Here is a 15,399-nt window from a genome sequence, read left to right as displayed (position 1 = left end):
CCCCCCCCCCCCCGGCGGGGAACGGTCGCGCACCCGCGAAAGCGGACGCGACCGTTCACGGGCCCCGCCGAGCAGGGGGTGGGGCCCCGCCGAGCTTCGCTCGACGGGGCGGGGGACGCAGTCCCCCGTTAGACGGCAGCCTCGGTCGCGCCGTGGCACTTCTTGTACTTCTTGCCCGAGCCGCAGGGGCACGGGTCGTTCCGGCCGACCTTGGGCTGCGTGCGGACGACGGTCTCCTGCTTCGCGCGCGGCTTCTCCTCGCCGTCGCCGCCCTCGCCCGCCTCGGCGTGCGTCTCGGTGATCCGCTGCATCGCCCGGCGCTGGGCGGCGAGCCGCTTCTGCTCGATCTCCTCGGCGCTCTCCTGGCGCACGAGCTGGAGGCGGAGGAGGTTGCCGATGACGGCGCTCTTCACGCGCCAGGTCATCTGCACGAACATCTCGTAGCCTTCCTTCTTGTACTCCTGCTTCGGGTCCTTCTGCCCGTAGCCACGCAGGCCGATGCCCTGGCGCAGGTGGTCCATCGAGAGCAGGTGGTCCTTCCACTGCTGGTCGATGGCCTGCAGGTACAGCCACTGCTCGTAGCGGCGCAGCACCGCGACGCCGTCGGCGTCGGTCCCGAGCTCGGCCTCCTTCTGCCGGTAGGCCTTCTCGACCACCGCGTAGACCTGCTCCTCGATCTCGTGGCGCGCCTCGGCGGCCTTGCCGGTGGGCAGCGCGAACTTCATGTCGACGCCGAACTGCTCCTTCACCATCGCGGAGAGCCCGTCGAGGTTCCAGTCGGAGACGCGGTTCGGGCAGCTCGCGCCGACCATGTCGAGCACGAGGTCCTCGACGAGATCGAGCATGTGCTCGCGCTGGTCAACCCAGGTGAAGACCTGCTCGCGGCGGGTCTTCTTCTTGGTCTTCGGGTCCTCGTCGAACTCCACCACCGGGATGCCCGCCCCGAAGCCGAGGACCCTGCGGCGCAGCCCGTAGATTGAGCGGCGCTGCTGGTTCATGACGTCGTCGTACTCGAGCAGGTTCTTCCGGATGTCGAAGTTGTGCGCCTCGACCTTCTTCTGCGCGCCCTCGATGGCCTTCGTGAGCCACGGGTGCTCGATCTGCTCCCCGTCCTTCATGCCCATGCGGCTCATGAGCCCCTGGATCCGCTCGGATCCGAAGATGCGCATGAGCTCGTCCTCGAGGGACAGGTAGAAGATCGACGAGCCGGGGTCGCCCTGGCGGCCGGCGCGGCCGCGGAGCTGGTTGTCGATGCGGCGAGACTCGTGCCGCTCGGTGCCGACGATGTGCAGGCCGCCGAGCCCGACGACCTCCTCGTGCTCCGCCCCGGTCTGCTGGTGGAGGCGCTCGGTGGTCTCGGCGAGGCGCCGCGCCCAGTCGGCGCGCCGCGCGAGGAAGGACTCCTCCGTCTCGCCGTCCATCGGCAGGTCCGGCTCCAGCCCGACCTCGTGCTTCGCCATCATGTCGGCGTTCCCGCCGAGGATGATGTCGGTGCCGCGGCCCGCCATGTTGGTGGAGATCGTGACCGCGCCCTTGCGGCCGGCCTGGGCGACGATCTCGGCCTCGCGCTGGTGGTGCTTCGCGTTGAGGACGTTGTGCGGGACGCCGCGGCGCTTCAGCAGCGTCGCCACGACCTCGCTCTTCGCCACCGACACCGTGCCGACGAGGACCGGCTGGCCCTTCTTGTGCCGCCCCTCGATCTCGTCGCAGAGGGCGTTGAACTTCTCGCCCTCCGTCTTGTAGACGACGTCCTCCGAGTCCTTGCGGACGTTCTTCTTGTTCGTGGGGACGACGACGACGTCGAGGTTGTAGGTCTTCGCGAACTCCTCGGCCTCGGTGTCCGCGGTGCCGGTCATGCCCGCGAGCTTCGAGTACATGCGGAAGTAGTTCTGGAAGGAGATCGTGGCGAGGGTCTGGTTCTCCGCCTCGATCTTCACCCCCTCCTTCGCCTCGACCGCCTGGTGCAGGCCGTCCGACCAGCGCCGGCCCGGCATGAGCCGGCCGGTGAACTCGTCCACGATGAGGACCTCGCCGTTCTTGACGACGTAGTCGACCTCGTTCCGGTACAGGTGGTGGGCGCGGAGCGCCTGCTCGACATGGTGCAGCGTCTCGATGGCGTTCGGGTCGTAGAGGTTCTGGACCCCGAGCTTCTTCTCCATCTTCTCGACGCCGGAGTCGCTCATCACGATCGTCCGGCTCTTCTCGTCGACCGTGAAGTCCTGGTCCCGGATCATCGAGGGGATGACCTGGTTCACCCGGTAGTACAGATCCGACGACTCGTCGGACGGGCCAGAGATGATGAGCGGGGTGCGGGCCTCGTCGATGAGGATCGAGTCCACCTCGTCGACGATCGCGAAGTTGAGCTCCCCCTGCACGTAGTCCTGCAGGCGGAACTTCATGTTGTCGCGGAGGTAGTCGAACCCGAACTCGTTGTTCTGCCCGTAGGCGATGTCCGAGTGGTACGCCGCCTGCCGCTCGGCGTCGGTGAGCCCGTGGACGATGACGCCGGTCGTGAGGCCGCAGAACCGGTACAGGCGGCCCATCCACTCCGAGTCTCGACGGGCCAGGTAGTCGTTCACCGTGACGACGTGGACCCCGCGGCCGGAGATCGCGTTCAGCACGCTGGGCAGCGTGGCGACGAGGGTCTTCCCCTCGCCGGTCTTCATCTCGGCGATGCGCCCGGAGTGCAGCACCGCGCCGCCGATGAGCTGCACGTCGAAGTGGCGCATCCCGAGCGCGCGCACGCCCGCCTCGCGGACCAGCGCGAACGCCTCCGGCATCAGCTCGTCGAGCGGCCGTCCCTTCTCGCGGACCTGCTGCTTCCACTCGGCGGTGAGCCGCGGGAAGTCGGCGTCGGAGAGCGCCTTCATCCGCGGCTCGAGCTCGTTCACGCGTGCGACGAGCGGCCGGAGCTTCTTCAGCTCACGGTCGTTCTTCGTGCCGAGCATCTTCTTCAGGACGTAGTTGACCACGGGGGCCCTCGAGCAAAAGAGACGGGGGCCCGCCGGATCGCTGCTCGGCGACAGGCGGGCGCCCCGTCTTACCCCGTTAGGTAACGACGCGCCATAGGATGTCAAACGGGGGAAGTTCCGGGCGCTTGGGGTATCTTCGAGGGGTGGCGCCTGCACGCTCGGCCGCGCTCGTCCTCCTGGCGCTCGCCGCCTGCGCCGGCCCCGGCCGCGCGGGCAGGGACCCCTTCGCCGGCGGCGACCTGCCGGACCGCCTCGCGTCGCGCGCCGCCTCCCTCGTCGGTCACTCCGGGCGCTTCGAGGTGGGGGGAGCGCGCCTGAACGCCGACTGCTCGGGGTTCGTGGAGGCGGTCTACATGGCCGAGGGCGTGCCCCTCGTCCGCCTCGTCGCGGCGGCGGCGCCGGCGGAGCGCTCGGGGGTGGCGGGGCTCTTTCGCGCGATGGAACGGTACGGCACCGTCTTCGGCGGAGGAGGTGCGTGGCCCGCCCCCGGCGACCTGGTCTTCTTCCACGACACCTACGACCGGAACCGCAACGCCGCCCGAGACGACCGCTTCACGCACGTCGGCGTCGTGGAGCGCGTCGAGCACGGCACGGTCGTCTTCCTTCACCGCGGCGGCCGCGAGGTCGTGCGCGGGGTGCTGACGCCCGATCGTCCCCTGGAGCCGGCGGACGGGGACCGCGTCCTCAACACCGCGCTCCGCGAGAAGGCGAGGCGGGCCCGCGACGGCGAACGCGAGACCACGCTCGCGGGGGCGCTGTTCGCAGGCTATGCCCGGCTCGACCCGCGGCGGATCCCGGCGGAGCTCCTGCGCGGCCTCTGACCAGCGCTGCTCGCAGCGCTACGGCGCGAGCGCCGGACGACGCCGCTCACTCGAGGATGAACTTGCGGGGGTTCTCCGGGATCCCGTTCACCCGCACCTCGTAGTGGAGGTGCGTGCCCGTCGAGCGGCCGGTGTTCCCGACCGCGGCGACCTTGTCCCCGCGCCGGACGTGCGACCCCATCCGCACGAAGATCTCGGACAGGTGGCCGTAGCGCGTCTTCACGCCGTAGCCGTGGTCGATGACGAGGACCTTGCCGTAGCTCCCCTCGGTGCCGGCGAACACCACCGTGCCGTCGGAGGGCGTGTAGACGGGCTGGCCGTGCGGCGTCGCGATGTCGAGCCCGTGGTGCATGCGCCGCTCGGCGGTCCACGGGTCGAGGCGCGTCCCGAAGTCGGAGGTCACCCACCCGCGCGCCGGCCAGATCGACGGCGTCGACGCGAGCAGGGAGCGCTGGTCGTCGAAGTACTCCTGCAGCTCGCGCAGGCTCTGCTCCTGCCGCGAAGCCTCGCCCTCCAGCGAGGAGAGCTTGCCCGGAAGCGCCGTGAGGCTCGCCTCCGCAGCGGGAGCGGGCCCCGGGATCTGCGCCTCGGCGTCCGTGTTGCCCACCGGGCCGATCGCGAGGTTCCGCTCGGGATCCTGGAGCTGCGTGACGGCGGTGCGGAGCTTCGCGTCGAACCGCTCGACGCGGTCGAGCGTCGCCGAGATGTGCGCCACCTTCTCCTGCACGAGCAGGATCTGCGAGCGCAGCTGCGCGTTCTCCTCCTTCAGGACGGCGTTCTCGGACGCGGACCCCAGGAGGGCGAAGTAGTGCCCGACGACGACGAGCGCGACGAGCGCGACCACGCCGCCGCCGTAGGCGAGGTTCACGAGCCAGCGTCGCGGCACCCGGAACTTCCGGACGGCCTGCGAGTGGTCGCTGACCACGATGACGGTGAAGACCTGCGTCTTCGGAGGTGCGGCCATCCCGATAGAGCTCCGCGGCCGCGCCTGGCCGCGCCGACAAGCTAGCGACGCGACGGACGAGCCAGAACGCCAGCCCCGGGTGCTCGGGAGCTCGCGAAAGACGTCCAGACGGGTAGCAGAGGGGTCGCTCGGCGTCAAGCGCGCGTGTTGCCTACACATTCACCTCCGGTGCCCCATCGCGGGAGCGCGCGGAGCGCCGCGAGCGGGGCGGACGCCGCGCCGCGTCGAGCTTCACGCGCCGGCTCTAGTTCCCCGTCCGGAGGACGATCACGGTGATGTTGTCGTCGCCACCCCGGGCGTTCGCCAAGGCGACGAGCCGTGCCGCAGCCTCCGCGAGCGGCGCCTCGGTGACGATCCGGAGGATCTCGTGGTCGTCCACGAGGTTCGTGAGCCCATCGCAGCAGACGACCACAGCGTCTCGGGGGGCGAGGGCGAAGGCCATGACGTCCACCTTCACCTCGCGCTCGAACCCGACCGAGCGGGTGATGATGTTCTTGAACCGGCTGTTCCTCGCCTCGTCCGCGGTGATCGCGCCGGCCTTCACCTGCTCGGCGACGAGCGAGTGATCCTCCGAGATCTGGCGGATGCGGCCCTCGCGGAGGAGGTAGCAGCGGCTGTCGCCCACGTGCGCCACGAAGGCGGAGCGCCCGTCGACGAGCACCGCCGTGGCGGTGGTCCCCATCCCCGCGAGCTCCGGGTCCGCCTGCGCCGCCGCGTAGATCACCGCGCAGGCCTGCTCGACCGCGCCACGAAGGATGCCCGGCAGCGCGCTCGACTCCGCGGAGCCGGGGTTGAAGGCGCCCGGCGTCCTGGCCCGCGCCGCCCGGACCGTCCGCTGGATGGTCTCGACCGCGAGGCGCGAGGCCGTGCCCCCGCCCGCATGCCCGCCCATCCCATCCGCCACGACGTAGAGGTGCAGGTCGTCGTCGACCAGCAGGGCGTCCTCGTTGTGGTCGCGTCGGCGCCCGACGTCGGTCAGGCCGTGAGCAGTGACGGGGAGCAGGACCGGTTGCACCACGCGTCGAGCGTAGCATCCGGGCGCACCGCGCGCCTAACGATCTCGGGCCTCTGCGCTGACGCGGCGAGCCGCGGCCCGGGCCGGCGCGGCGCGCCGGCCGCGCTCGGGGGTGGGCGCCCGGGCCGCCGCGATCAGGGCGCCCGCGTGCTCGATCGCGGAGTCGGTCACGGTCGCCCCCGCCATCATCCGGGCGATCTCCCCCCGACGGGCCGCGTCGCTCTCGAGGAGCGCGACCGCGGTGGCGGTCCGGCCGCCGGAGACGCGCTTCTCCACCCGGTGGTGACGCTCCGCGAAGGCCGCCACCTGAGGTAGGTGGGTCACGCAGATGACCTGCCGCCCGCGCGCGACGTCGGCGAGCACGCGCCCCATCGCCTCGGCCACCGCTCCGCCGATCCCGGCGTCCACCTCGTCGAACACGTACGTGGAGACCGGATCCTTCCTGGCCAGCGTGCGCTTCACCGCGAGCAACACGCGCGAGAGCTCACCCCCGGAGGCGGTGCGCGCGAGCGGCCGGAGCGGCTCGCCCGGGTTCGGCGCGATCCGGAGCTCGGCCCGCTCCGCGCCCGCCGGACCGAGGAGCTTGGCGCCGACCTCGACGCCGACCTCGGGCGGGAGGAGAGCGACCTCGATGCGGCACCGACCCATCGCGAGGCCGTCGAGCTCGCGTCGGACCGCCTCCGCGAAGGCGCGCGCCGCAGCGGTGCGCGCCCGCGTGAGCTCCGCGGCGAGCGCGAGCGCCTCCTTCCCGCGGAGCTCGATCTCGGCGCCCACCTCGCGCAGCCGCTCGCCGCCGCCCGAGACCCGCGAGAGCTCCTCCCGCATCGCCACCCGCCGGGAGATCGCCGCGTCGAGCGAGCCGCCGTGCTTCCGCGCGAGGGCGCGGAGCAGCTCGAGCCGGTCCTCCACGAGCGCGAGCCGCTCGGGATCGCCGCCCACCGAGTCGCCGTAGCGACCGAGCTCGCGCCCCGCCTCCTCGAGCTCGACGGCCGCCGAGCGGAGCAGCGCGAGCGGGGCCTCGAGGCGGCGGTCGAGGAGGCCGGCCTCCGCGAGCGCGCGGGCCGCCTGCGCCACCCGCTCCGACGCGCTCCCCTCCTCGCCGTAGGCGAGCGCCTCCGCGGCGCGCGCGGCGTCGCGGAGCTTCTCGGCCGAGGCGAGCACGCGCCGCTCGTCCTCGAGGGCCTCGAGCTCCCCGGGGCGCGGATCGGCGGCGTCGAGCTCGCGGAGCTGGAAGGCGAGGTAATCCGACCGCCGCGCCCGCTCGCCCTCGTCCGCGGCGAGGGACTCCCGCTCGCGGACGAGGGCGGCGAGCGCCGCGTGAGCTGCGCGGAACCGGAGGAGGGTCGGCTCCACGCTGCACAGCTCTGGCCCGGGCTCCGCCTGCGCGTGCCTGAGGCCCGCGAACGCGTCCAGGAGCTCGGTGTGGGTGGTGGGATCGAGCAGCGACACGTGCTCGTGCTGGCCCGAAACGTCGACGAGGCCGCGCAGCGCCTCCTCGAGCATCGAGACCGTGCAGAGCGCGCCGTTCACGAACGCGCGGCCCCGCCCTCCGCGCGCAGCCACGCGGCGCACGAGGAGCTCCGCGCTCTCGCCCGAGACGGTCCCCGCCCCGACGGGCAGCCCGGCGTCTCGCAGGCGGGCGAGGACGCGGTGGTCGGCAGGCAGCTCGAAGAGCCCCTCCACGACCGCCTCCTCCGCCCCCTCGCGCAGGACCTCGGCGCTCATCCGGCCGCCGAGGACGAGGTGCAGCGCGTTCACGAGGATGGACTTCCCGGCCCCGGTCTCGCCGGTGAGGACGTTCAGCCCCGGGCCAAAGCGGACCTCGATCGCATCGACGATCGCGAAGCCCGAGATGCGCAGCGTCGTGAGCATGGCGCCATTGATCCACGGCTCCCTGACACTGCGCAAATTTTCAGTGGTCCATCCGTTCGGGCGCCCGCCCTCCGAGCCGCCGAGCCGACTGCGCGAGAGTCCCGGCGAGGCGCCTTCCCGAGCCGCCGGCGCGGTGGGACGCTCGGGGCAACGGAGGACGCCATGACGATCCACGTGTCCGGGACGGTGCGCGTGCTGTTCGAGCGGCACGAGCTCGAGGTGCCGGGAGATCCGCCCGTGAAGGTCCCGGCGTTCCGCTGCCGCTGGTGCGACTTCACGGTCGTCACCGACGAGGCGAGCGCGCTGCCCGATCACGCCTGCGACGGCCCGGGCGCGGCCGAGACGTACCGGAACCTGCCGCCGCCTCCGCTCTCGCACGCCCCTGCGTGAGCCTCGGCGCACGATCCCGGGCCTGCGGCGGGCGTCCTCGCTCCTTGCGCCTGCGGCGCACGGAAGCAGTGCGCCTCGGCGCGCGTCGCTGCGGTTGCCCGCCTCGGCTCCGGTCTCGTGCGCCTTGCGTTTCGACGAGCGGGTCGCGACACGATACCGGGCCGGCGGCGCGCGTCGCTGCGGGTGCCCGCCTCGGCTCCGGTCTCCTGCGCCTTCGCTGGCGCGTCGGCACCTCGGCTTTCTACCTCTCGCCCCAGCGCAGCTTGGCGCGCAAGATGCCGAAGTAGTCGAGGTTCGGGTTCCTGACGAGCAGGACGCGGTTCGACGACTGCTTCACCTGCACGAGATCGCCCTTCGCGAGCCTCACGCCGCGCTGGCCGTCGAGCGTGAGGTACACCTCGGAGTCGTTCATGAGCACGATCTGCACGGAGAGCTCGTCGGGCAGCACGATCGGCCGCTGCGTGAGCGTGTGCGGGCAGATGGGCGCGAGGATCACGCCGCGCATGGTGGGGTAGACGATCGGGCCGTTCGCGGCGAGCGCGTAGGCGGTCGAGCCCGTGGGCGTCGCGACGATGATGCCGTCCGCCTTGTAGGTGGCGAGGTAGCCGCCGGCGCAGCGCGCGTCGAGCTCCGCCATCCGCGCGAGCGCGCCCTTGCCGATCACCACGTCGTTCAGCACCTCGGCGTCCACGTCGCGCTCCGGCCGGCCGCCGCGGTGCAGGTGCACCCGCAGCTTCATCCGCTCGGACACGAGCGCGTCGCCCGCGAGCACCCGCTCGAGCATGGGGTACAGCTCGGCCTGCGGCACCTCGGTCATGAAGCCGAGGTTCCCCATGTTCACGCCCAGGATCGGCGCGGGCCGGCCCCCGAGCAGGCGCGCCGCGTGGATGAGCGTGCCGTCCCCGCCGAGCACGACCACGAGGTCCGCGGACCGGCCGACCTCCGCCTCGTCGGTCACGACCTCGACGCCCTTCGAGCGGACGAACTGCTCCACGAAGTGCGCCGTCTCCGACGCCTCCGCCGAGCTGACCTTGTGGACGATCCCCACGCGCCGCGGCACGGGACACGGATGGTCTTCCATGCCGGGCATTATATAAGCGGTTCGCCATGGACCTCTTCGATCGCGCGGCCGAGAAAGATGAGGGGGGAAAGCCGCTCGCCGAGCGGATGCGCCCCCGCCGCCTGGAGGACTTCGTCGGCCAGGAGCACGTGCTCGGGAAGGGCACGGCGCTCCGGCGCGCCCTGGAGGCGGACCAGGTCCCGTCGCTCATCCTGTGGGGACCCCCGGGCACCGGGAAGACCACGCTCGCCCGCATCGTCGCGCAGCGGACCGGGACGGACTTCGTGCCGTTCAGCGCCGTGCTCGGCGGCGTCAAGGAGATCCGCGAGATCGTCGCGGCCGCGCGCGACCGGCGCCGCCTGCACCGGAAGCGGACGATCCTCTTCGTGGACGAGATCCACCGCTTCACCAAGGCGCAGCAGGACGCCTTCCTCCCCCACGTCGAGGACGGGACCATCACCCTCATCGGCGCGACCACCGAGAACCCCTCGTTCGAGGTGAACGCCGCGCTCCTTTCGCGCTGCCGCGTCGTCACGCTGCGCGCGCTCACCGAGGAGGAGGTGGGCGCGCTCCTCGAACGCGCCGTCGCGGCGCCGGGCGGGCTCGCCGGTGCGGTGTCGCTCGAGCCGGACGCGCGCGAGGCGCTCGCGCGGTACGCGTACGGCGACGCGCGGCGCGCGCTCAACGCCCTCGACGTCGCGGCCTCCGCCGTGCGGCTCGCGGGGCGGACCGCGGTGACGCGCGCCGACGCCGAGGAGGCGCTGCAGCAGCGCACCATCCTCTACGACAAGGCGGGCGAGCAGCACTACGACGTCGTCTCCGCGTTCATCAAGTCGCTGCGCGGCTCGGATCCCGACGCCGCCGTCTATTACATGGTGCGGATGCTGGAGGGCGGCGAGGACCCGCGCTTCGTCCTCCGCCGGATGGTGATCTTCGCCTCCGAGGACGTCGGCAACGCCGACCCGCAGGCGCTCCAGGTCGCGGTCGCGGCGCTCCAGGCGGTGGAGCTCGTGGGCCTGCCGGAGGGCGTCCTCCCGCTGAGCCAGGCCGCCATCTACCTCGCGCTCGCGCCCAAGTCGAACGCGGCCCTCACCGCCTACGCGACGGCGCGCCGGCTCGTGCAGGAGAAGGGCCCGCTGCCCGTCCCGCTCAAGCTGCGGAACGCGCCGACGAAGCTCATGCAGGGGCTCGGCTACGGCGGCGGCTACCGCTATCCCCACAACTTCGAGGGCCACTACGTCGCCGAGCAGTACCTCCCGGACGCGCTCCGCGGCGAGCAGATCGTGAGCCTCTCCGGCAACGGGCTCGAGAAGACGCTCGCCGAGCGGCTGCGCGCGCTCCGCGGCGAGCCGGGGCCGGACGGCGGGTGAGCGCGTCCGGGCGGAGGCGTGGCGGTCGCCTTCGCGAGGCGCCGCGTCGACGTGGCGTTCGTGCAAGCGCGCCGCGTGCGTCCACGCTAGGCTCGGCGCCGTGATCCTCTACCTCCACGGCTTCGCGTCGGGTCCGTCCTCGCACAAGGCGCGCGTCCTCTCGGAGCGGTTCGCCGCGCTCGGCGCGCCGCTCCACGTCCCGGATCTCACGCCCGGCGCGGAGGGCTTCGAGCGCTCCACGCCGTCCTCCATGCTCGGGATCGCCGAGGCGGCGCTCGACCGGGCGGGGTCGCCGCCGCACGCGATCGTCGGCAGCTCGCTCGGCGGGTATCTCGCCGCGGTCGCGGCCTCGCGCGATCCCGGCGTGGAGAAGCTCGTCCTGCTCGCGCCGGCGTTCCGGCTGTTCGAGCGCTGGCGCGCCCGGCTCGGGCCGGGGGCGCTCGAGGACTGGCGCTCGAACGGCCTCGAGACGATGCACCACGCCTCCGGGCGCATGCGGCGCATCGGCTTCCAGTTCTTCGAGGATGCCGGAGCCTACCCGGCCTTCCCCGTGGTCCGCGTCCCCACGCTCTGCATCGCCGGCACGCGCGACGACACCGTCCCGCTCGAGGACGTGGAGGCGTTCGTCGAGCGCACCCCGACGGCGCGGCTCGTCGCCGTGGACGACGGGCACGAGCTCGCGACGTCGCTCGACCGGATCTTCGAGGAGGCGCGGGCGTTCCTCCTCGGCGGGTAGCGCCGGGAGGAGCCCGCCCTCCCGCGATCCGCTACTGCGCCTTGTGCGCGTGGACCTTCGCGAGGAGCGACGCGTCCGGGCTCGCGTGGCAGCGCTTGCACGTCGCGAGGGTCGGCATGACGAGCCCGGCCGCGATGGCCTTCTCGCGGTCGCGCATGACCGACGCCGGCCAGTAGTCGGCCCCGTTGCCGTGGCAGCCCTCGCAGTCGAGTCCCTTCACCGCATGCGGGCTCGCGGCCCAGGACTGGTGCTGGACGCGGTGGCACATCTTGCACTTCGTGTCGCCGACCTTCGCGTGCTGAACACCCTGGGGCGCGGCGGGGGCGGCCTCGGGGGCGGGCGCCGCGGCGGTGGCGGGCTTGGTCTCTGCGGGCGGAGCCGTCGGCGCGGGCTTCGGCGTGGGGGCCGGCTTCGCAGCGGGGGCCGGAGCCGGAGCCGGAGCCGGCTTCGCGGCGGGCGCCGGAGCTGGAGCGGGAGCCGGGGACGGCGTCGCGGCCGGAGCCGGGGCCGGCGCCGCCGGTGCCGGGATCGCTGAAGGCGCCGTCTCGGCGGCAGGCGCGGACGGCTGCGCCGCCGGGGCGGGCGCGGCCTGCTCTCGTGGGGGCGGAGGCGCTTCGGAAGAGCGCTCGCCGCAGCCGAGGGCGATCGAGGCGAGGGCGAGGGCGAGCGGAAGCGTGCGGGAGCGCATCGGGTTCTCCTCGAAAGGCAGTGGGCGGGAGGCGCAGTCTACCGCGCGGGGCGCGCGGGGGGATCGCTTGCTACACTCCGGCCGTGCTCGTCGAGGTCGCCGTCGCCGCCGCGGTGCGCGGGACATTCACCTACCGCGCCCCACCCGCGCTGGCCCCCGAGATCGCGCTCGGGCAGCGCGTCGCCGTGCCCTTCGGCAGGAGCCGGCGCGCGACGGGCTACGTGGTGGGCTTCCCCGCCTCGGCGCCGGAGGGCGTGGCGCTGCGCGAGGTCGCCGCGGTGCTCGATCGGGTCCCGCCGTTCACGCCGAAGCTCGTCGAGCTCATCCGCTGGGCGGAGGACTACTACCTCGTCCCGGCGGGCGAGCTGCTCCGCGCCGCGCTCCCGCCCGGCCTCAACACGCGCAAGGGCGCCGCCCCGCCCGTGCGCCGCGGCGTCGAGTACGCCGCGCCGGAGGCCTCCGCCGCGGACGCTCTCCCCACCCTCGCGCGCGCGCGCGTTCAGCGCGCGGTCCTCGAGTACCTCCTCGCGCGCGGGCGCATCCCGGTCGAGGAGCTGCGCGCCGCGTTCCCGTCCGGCCGGCCCGCGCTCGCTGCGCTCGCGCGCCGGGGCCTCGTCCGGCTCGAGCGCGAGGTGCCCGTCGCGCGCGGCGGGCTCCTCCCCGCCTCCGCCACGCCGCTCGCGCTCACCCCTGCGCAAGCCGCGGCGCTCGAGGCCATCGCGGGGGCGTTCGGCGCGTTCACGCCGTTCCTCCTGCACGGCATCACCGGCTCCGGCAAGACCGAGGTCTACCTCCAGGCCATCGCCCGCGCGCGCGCCGCGGGCAAGGGCGCCCTCGTGCTCGTCCCGGAGATCGCGCTCACGCCGCAGCTCGCCGGCCGGTTCCGGGCGCGCTTCGGCGACGAGGTCGCGCTGCTCCACTCCGGCCTGTCGCCGGCGGAGCGCCACGCAGAGTGGCAGCGGCTCCGTGCCGGCGAGGCGCGCATCTGCGTCGGGGTGCGGAGCGCCATCTTCGCGCCCGTGCCGGACCTCGCCGTCGTCGTCGTCGACGAGGAGCACGAGGGCAGCTTCAAGCAGGAGGACGGCCCCGCCTACCACGCGCGCGATCTCGCCGTGGTGCGCGCCAAGCTCGAGGGCGCGGTCGTGGTGCTCGGCTCGGCCACCCCGTCGCTCGAGACGCTGGAGAACGCGCGGCGGGGCCGCTACCGGCTCCTCTCGCTGCCCGCGCGCATCGACGACCGGCCGCTCCCGCAGGTCGAGCTCGTCGATCTCTCCAGGCTGCGGCGCCCCGGGCGCGATCTCGGCCCGGGGCTCGTCTCTCCGCCGCTCGCCGAGGCGCTCGCGGAGACGGTCGCCGGCGGGAAGCAGGCGATCCTGTTCCTGAACCGCCGCGGCTACGAGACCCTCGTCGTCTGCGAGGCGTGCGGCGAGGAGGCGCGCTGCACCGAGTGCGCCGTCTCGCTCACGCACCACGCGCGGCGCGGGATCCTGCTCTGCCACTACTGCGGCCGGACCGAGCGCGTCGGCGAGCCCTGCCCCTCGTGCGGCGGCGCCCGGCTCGGCGTGGGCGTCGGCACCGAGCAGGTCGAGGAGGCGGTCCGCGCGCTCTTGCCGGGCGCGCGCGTCGCGCGCCTCGATCGCGACGCGGTGGGGACGGCGGAGGAGACCGCGGAGCTGCTCGCGCGCTTCGCGCGGCGCGAGCTCGACGTGCTCGTCGGGACGCAGATGGTGACGAAGGGGCACGACTTCCCCGGCGTCACGCTCGTGGGGGTGGTGCTCGCCGACACCGCCCTCGCCCTCCCCGACTTCCGCGCCGCCGAGCGGACGTTCCAGCTGCTCGCCCAGGTCGCCGGCCGGGCAGGGCGCGGCGCCGACGCGGGCCGCGTCCTCGTGCAGACCTTCAACCCCGCGACGCCCGCCGTCGCCTGCGCGGCGGGGCACGACTTCGCGGCGTTCGCCGAGGGTGAGCTCGAGCGCCGGCGGCGCCACGGCTACCCGCCCTTCGGCAGGCTCCTGGCCGCGCGGGTCGAGGGCTCGGAGGCGGGCGCCCGCCGCACCGCGGAGGCGCTCGCGGAGGCCGCCCGGCCGTCCTTGCGGGGCGAGGTGACGATGCTCGGCCCCGCGCCCGCCGCGATCGAGCGGATCCGGGGGCGCACCCGCTGGCACCTCCTCTTCCGCGCGAGCTCGCCCCAGGCGCTGTTCCGCGTCCACGGCGCGCTCGCGCGCGTGGCCCACCGGCCGCCGGGGGGCGCCGAGGTGCGCTTCGACATGGATCCGCACTCGATGCTGTGACTGATGGCGCGGCGCATCCGGCGCCGCTATCGCACCCGCCGGGGGAGGCGCCCGCTTGGTCCCCTGCTGGGCGCGATCCATAATCGCGCGGCGTGGCGCGCATCCTCCTGGTCGACGACGACATCGCCGAGATCTCGGCCGTGAAGCGCGTCCTCATGCGCGCCGGGCACCAGACGGTGCTCGCGACGAACGCGTCCGACGCGCTCGCGGTGATGGCGCAGGCGCTGCCCACCCTCGCGCTCGTGGGCGCCACCTGCGAGGGCGGCGAGGCGCTCACCCTCGCGCGGCGGCTCGCCGCGGGCGACGGCGCCCCGCTCCTGCCGCTCATCCTCCTCGGCCGCGACGACGGCGCTCCCGCCGGAGCGCCGCAGCTCGCGCGCCCGGTCGATCCCGGACAGCTCGCGGAGGAGGTCACCGCCGCCCTGGCGCGCGCGGCGGCCGCGGGGGCGCCCCCGGCGGTCCCGATGGCGGGCGCCGCCCGGAACGTGGCGATCGCGCTCCCCGCTCCGCGAACCACGGGCGGCGGAGCCGCGCGTGGCGGCGCGAACAGGGCGGCGAGCGCGACTGGCCCGCGGGCTCCGCCCCGCGCCGCGAGCTCGACCTCGAATCCCGCCCGCGCCTCGCCCCCGCCCTCCCGGGCCGCGACCGCGAGCCCGCGCGCGCCCGCACCCCCGCCCCCGCGCGCAGCGACGCCGGCCGACAGGCCTCCCGCGGTCGCTCCTTCCGAGAAGTCCGCGCCGCCGGAGGCCCGCCGGGCCGCCGCCGAGGCCCTCCGCGCCCGCGCCGACGAGCTTCGCCGCACGGCCGCTCCGGCCGAGGCTCCCGGCGCAGCGGAGGACGACGGGCTCGAGGCGCTGCTCCGGCGTGCCGAGGAGGCCGAGCGCCGGCACCTCGCCGAGCGGAAGGCGCGCGCGCGGCAGGCGGATCGCGCCACGGTCGAGGCCGTCCAGCGCGCCGAGGCGGAGCAGGTGGCGGTCGAGAAGGCGGCACGGGCCCGCGAGGCGGAGGCCCGCGCGCGCGCCGAGGAGCGGGCCCGCGCCCGCGCGGAGGCGCGGAGCCACGAGGAGGAGGCGCGCCGCGGAGAGGAGGAGCGCCGCGCGTCCGAGGCGGAAGATCGGGCCGCCGCCGAGGCGCACGCGCGCCGCGAGGCGGAGGCCGGGCAGCGCGCCGCCGCGCAGCGCGCCCAGCGCGCCGAGGCGGAGCAGCGCGCCGCGGCGGAG

At 74.3% G+C, this 15,399-nt stretch carries 11 protein-coding genes and 1 pseudogene; 6 read left to right on the top strand and 6 right to left on the bottom strand.

All coding sequences use genetic code 11. From position 1 onward, the window contains the following. Nucleotides 1-128 precede the first annotated feature (128 nt). Nucleotides 129-2,972 carry a preprotein translocase subunit SecA gene (gene secA, locus MLV88_RS23315; RefSeq protein WP_242356279.1) on the bottom strand — a complete coding sequence of 948 codons (2,844 nt, stop codon included), beginning with the start codon at nucleotides 2,970-2,972 and terminating at the stop codon, nucleotides 129-131. A gap of 143 nt (nucleotides 2,973-3,115) precedes the next feature. Between secA and MLV88_RS23310 the strand changes: the two genes are divergently transcribed. After that, on the top strand, nucleotides 3,116-3,793 hold the full coding sequence (locus MLV88_RS23310; protein WP_242356277.1) for an NlpC/P60 family protein: 678 nt from the start codon (nucleotides 3,116-3,118) through the stop codon (nucleotides 3,791-3,793). Nucleotides 3,794-3,839: 46 nt separating this feature from the next. Here MLV88_RS23310 and MLV88_RS23305 read toward each other — a convergent pair whose 3' ends face one another. The 3 genes from MLV88_RS23305 to recN all read right to left on the bottom strand — a co-directional run bounded on the left by MLV88_RS23305 (nucleotide 3,840) and on the right by recN (nucleotide 7,644). Then, nucleotides 3,840-4,757 (bottom strand): M23 family metallopeptidase, encoded by a 918-nt coding sequence (locus tag MLV88_RS23305; RefSeq protein ID WP_242340783.1) that lies wholly within the window; start codon nucleotides 4,755-4,757, stop codon nucleotides 3,840-3,842. Between the two features lie 244 nt (nucleotides 4,758-5,001). Then, entirely contained in the window at nucleotides 5,002-5,775 is a 774-nt protein-coding gene (locus tag MLV88_RS23300) for a Stp1/IreP family PP2C-type Ser/Thr phosphatase (protein ID WP_243338763.1), read from the bottom strand. 33 nt (nucleotides 5,776-5,808) lie between these two features. Continuing rightward, nucleotides 5,809-7,644, bottom strand: coding sequence for a DNA repair protein RecN (gene recN, locus MLV88_RS23295; RefSeq protein WP_242356273.1), 1,836 nt, complete (start codon nucleotides 7,642-7,644; stop codon nucleotides 5,809-5,811). Nucleotides 7,645-7,806: 162 nt separating this feature from the next. Here recN and MLV88_RS23290 point away from each other — a divergent pair, with 162 nt between their 5' ends. Next, nucleotides 7,807-8,034 carry a hypothetical protein gene (locus MLV88_RS23290; protein WP_242340780.1) on the top strand — a complete coding sequence of 76 codons (228 nt, stop codon included), beginning with the start codon at nucleotides 7,807-7,809 and terminating at the stop codon, nucleotides 8,032-8,034. 241 nt (nucleotides 8,035-8,275) lie between these two features. On the opposite strand, the gene MLV88_RS23285 is transcribed toward MLV88_RS23290, so the two are convergent. Further along, on the bottom strand, nucleotides 8,276-9,115 hold the full coding sequence (locus MLV88_RS23285) for an NAD(+)/NADH kinase (RefSeq protein WP_242340779.1): 840 nt from the start codon (nucleotides 9,113-9,115) through the stop codon (nucleotides 8,276-8,278). A gap of 26 nt (nucleotides 9,116-9,141) precedes the next feature. On the opposite strand from MLV88_RS23285, the gene MLV88_RS23280 reads away from it, so the two are divergent. Both MLV88_RS23280 and MLV88_RS23275 read left to right on the top strand, forming a co-directional pair. Then, nucleotides 9,142-10,464 (top strand): replication-associated recombination protein A, encoded by a 1,323-nt coding sequence (locus MLV88_RS23280; protein WP_242356271.1) that lies wholly within the window; start codon nucleotides 9,142-9,144, stop codon nucleotides 10,462-10,464. Between the two features lie 100 nt (nucleotides 10,465-10,564). Next, nucleotides 10,565-11,200 carry a YqiA/YcfP family alpha/beta fold hydrolase gene (locus MLV88_RS23275; RefSeq protein WP_243338762.1) on the top strand — a complete coding sequence of 212 codons (636 nt, stop codon included), beginning with the start codon at nucleotides 10,565-10,567 and terminating at the stop codon, nucleotides 11,198-11,200. Nucleotides 11,201-11,231: 31 nt separating this feature from the next. On the opposite strand, the gene MLV88_RS23270 is transcribed toward MLV88_RS23275, so the two are convergent. Beyond that, nucleotides 11,232-11,468: a hypothetical protein gene (locus MLV88_RS23270; protein WP_242356267.1), complete on the bottom strand. Its 237-nt coding sequence runs from the start codon at nucleotides 11,466-11,468 to the stop codon at nucleotides 11,232-11,234. A gap of 503 nt (nucleotides 11,469-11,971) precedes the next feature. Here MLV88_RS23270 and priA point away from each other — a divergent pair. Both priA and MLV88_RS23260 read left to right on the top strand, forming a co-directional pair. Further along, nucleotides 11,972-14,179: a replication restart helicase PriA gene (priA, locus tag MLV88_RS23265; protein WP_243338760.1), complete on the top strand. Its 2,208-nt coding sequence runs from the start codon at nucleotides 11,972-11,974 to the stop codon at nucleotides 14,177-14,179. Nucleotides 14,180-14,271: 92 nt separating this feature from the next. Next, a pseudogene (locus MLV88_RS23260) lies at nucleotides 14,272-15,399 on the top strand (hypothetical protein); the annotation flags it as partial.

It is taken from the genome of Anaeromyxobacter soli, assembly GCF_022808855.1.
GTDB classification, from domain to species: Bacteria; Myxococcota; Myxococcia; order Myxococcales; family Anaeromyxobacteraceae; genus Anaeromyxobacter; species Anaeromyxobacter soli.
Note: the sequence above shows the minus strand (reverse complement) of the source record. Positions and strands in the feature narration are given on the sequence as shown.

What these genes read in the sequence shown, in the direction of transcription:
- MLV88_RS23305 (WP_242340783.1), bottom strand. Translation starts at nt 4,757, where the DNA reads ATGGCCGCACCTCCGAAGACGCAGGTCTTCACCGTCATCGTGGTCAGC.
- MLV88_RS23285 (WP_242340779.1), bottom strand. Translation starts at nt 9,115, where the DNA reads ATGGAAGACCATCCGTGTCCCGTGCCGCGGCGCGTGGGGATCGTCCAC.
- MLV88_RS23270 (WP_242356267.1), bottom strand. Translation starts at nt 11,468, where the DNA reads ATGTGCCACCGCGTCCAGCACCAGTCCTGGGCCGCGAGCCCGCATGCG.
- MLV88_RS23280 (WP_242356271.1), top strand. Translation starts at nt 9,142, where the DNA reads ATGGACCTCTTCGATCGCGCGGCCGAGAAAGATGAGGGGGGAAAGCCG.
- recN (WP_242356273.1), bottom strand. Translation starts at nt 7,644, where the DNA reads ATGCTCACGACGCTGCGCATCTCGGGCTTCGCGATCGTCGATGCGATC.
- MLV88_RS23290 (WP_242340780.1), top strand. Translation starts at nt 7,807, where the DNA reads ATGACGATCCACGTGTCCGGGACGGTGCGCGTGCTGTTCGAGCGGCAC.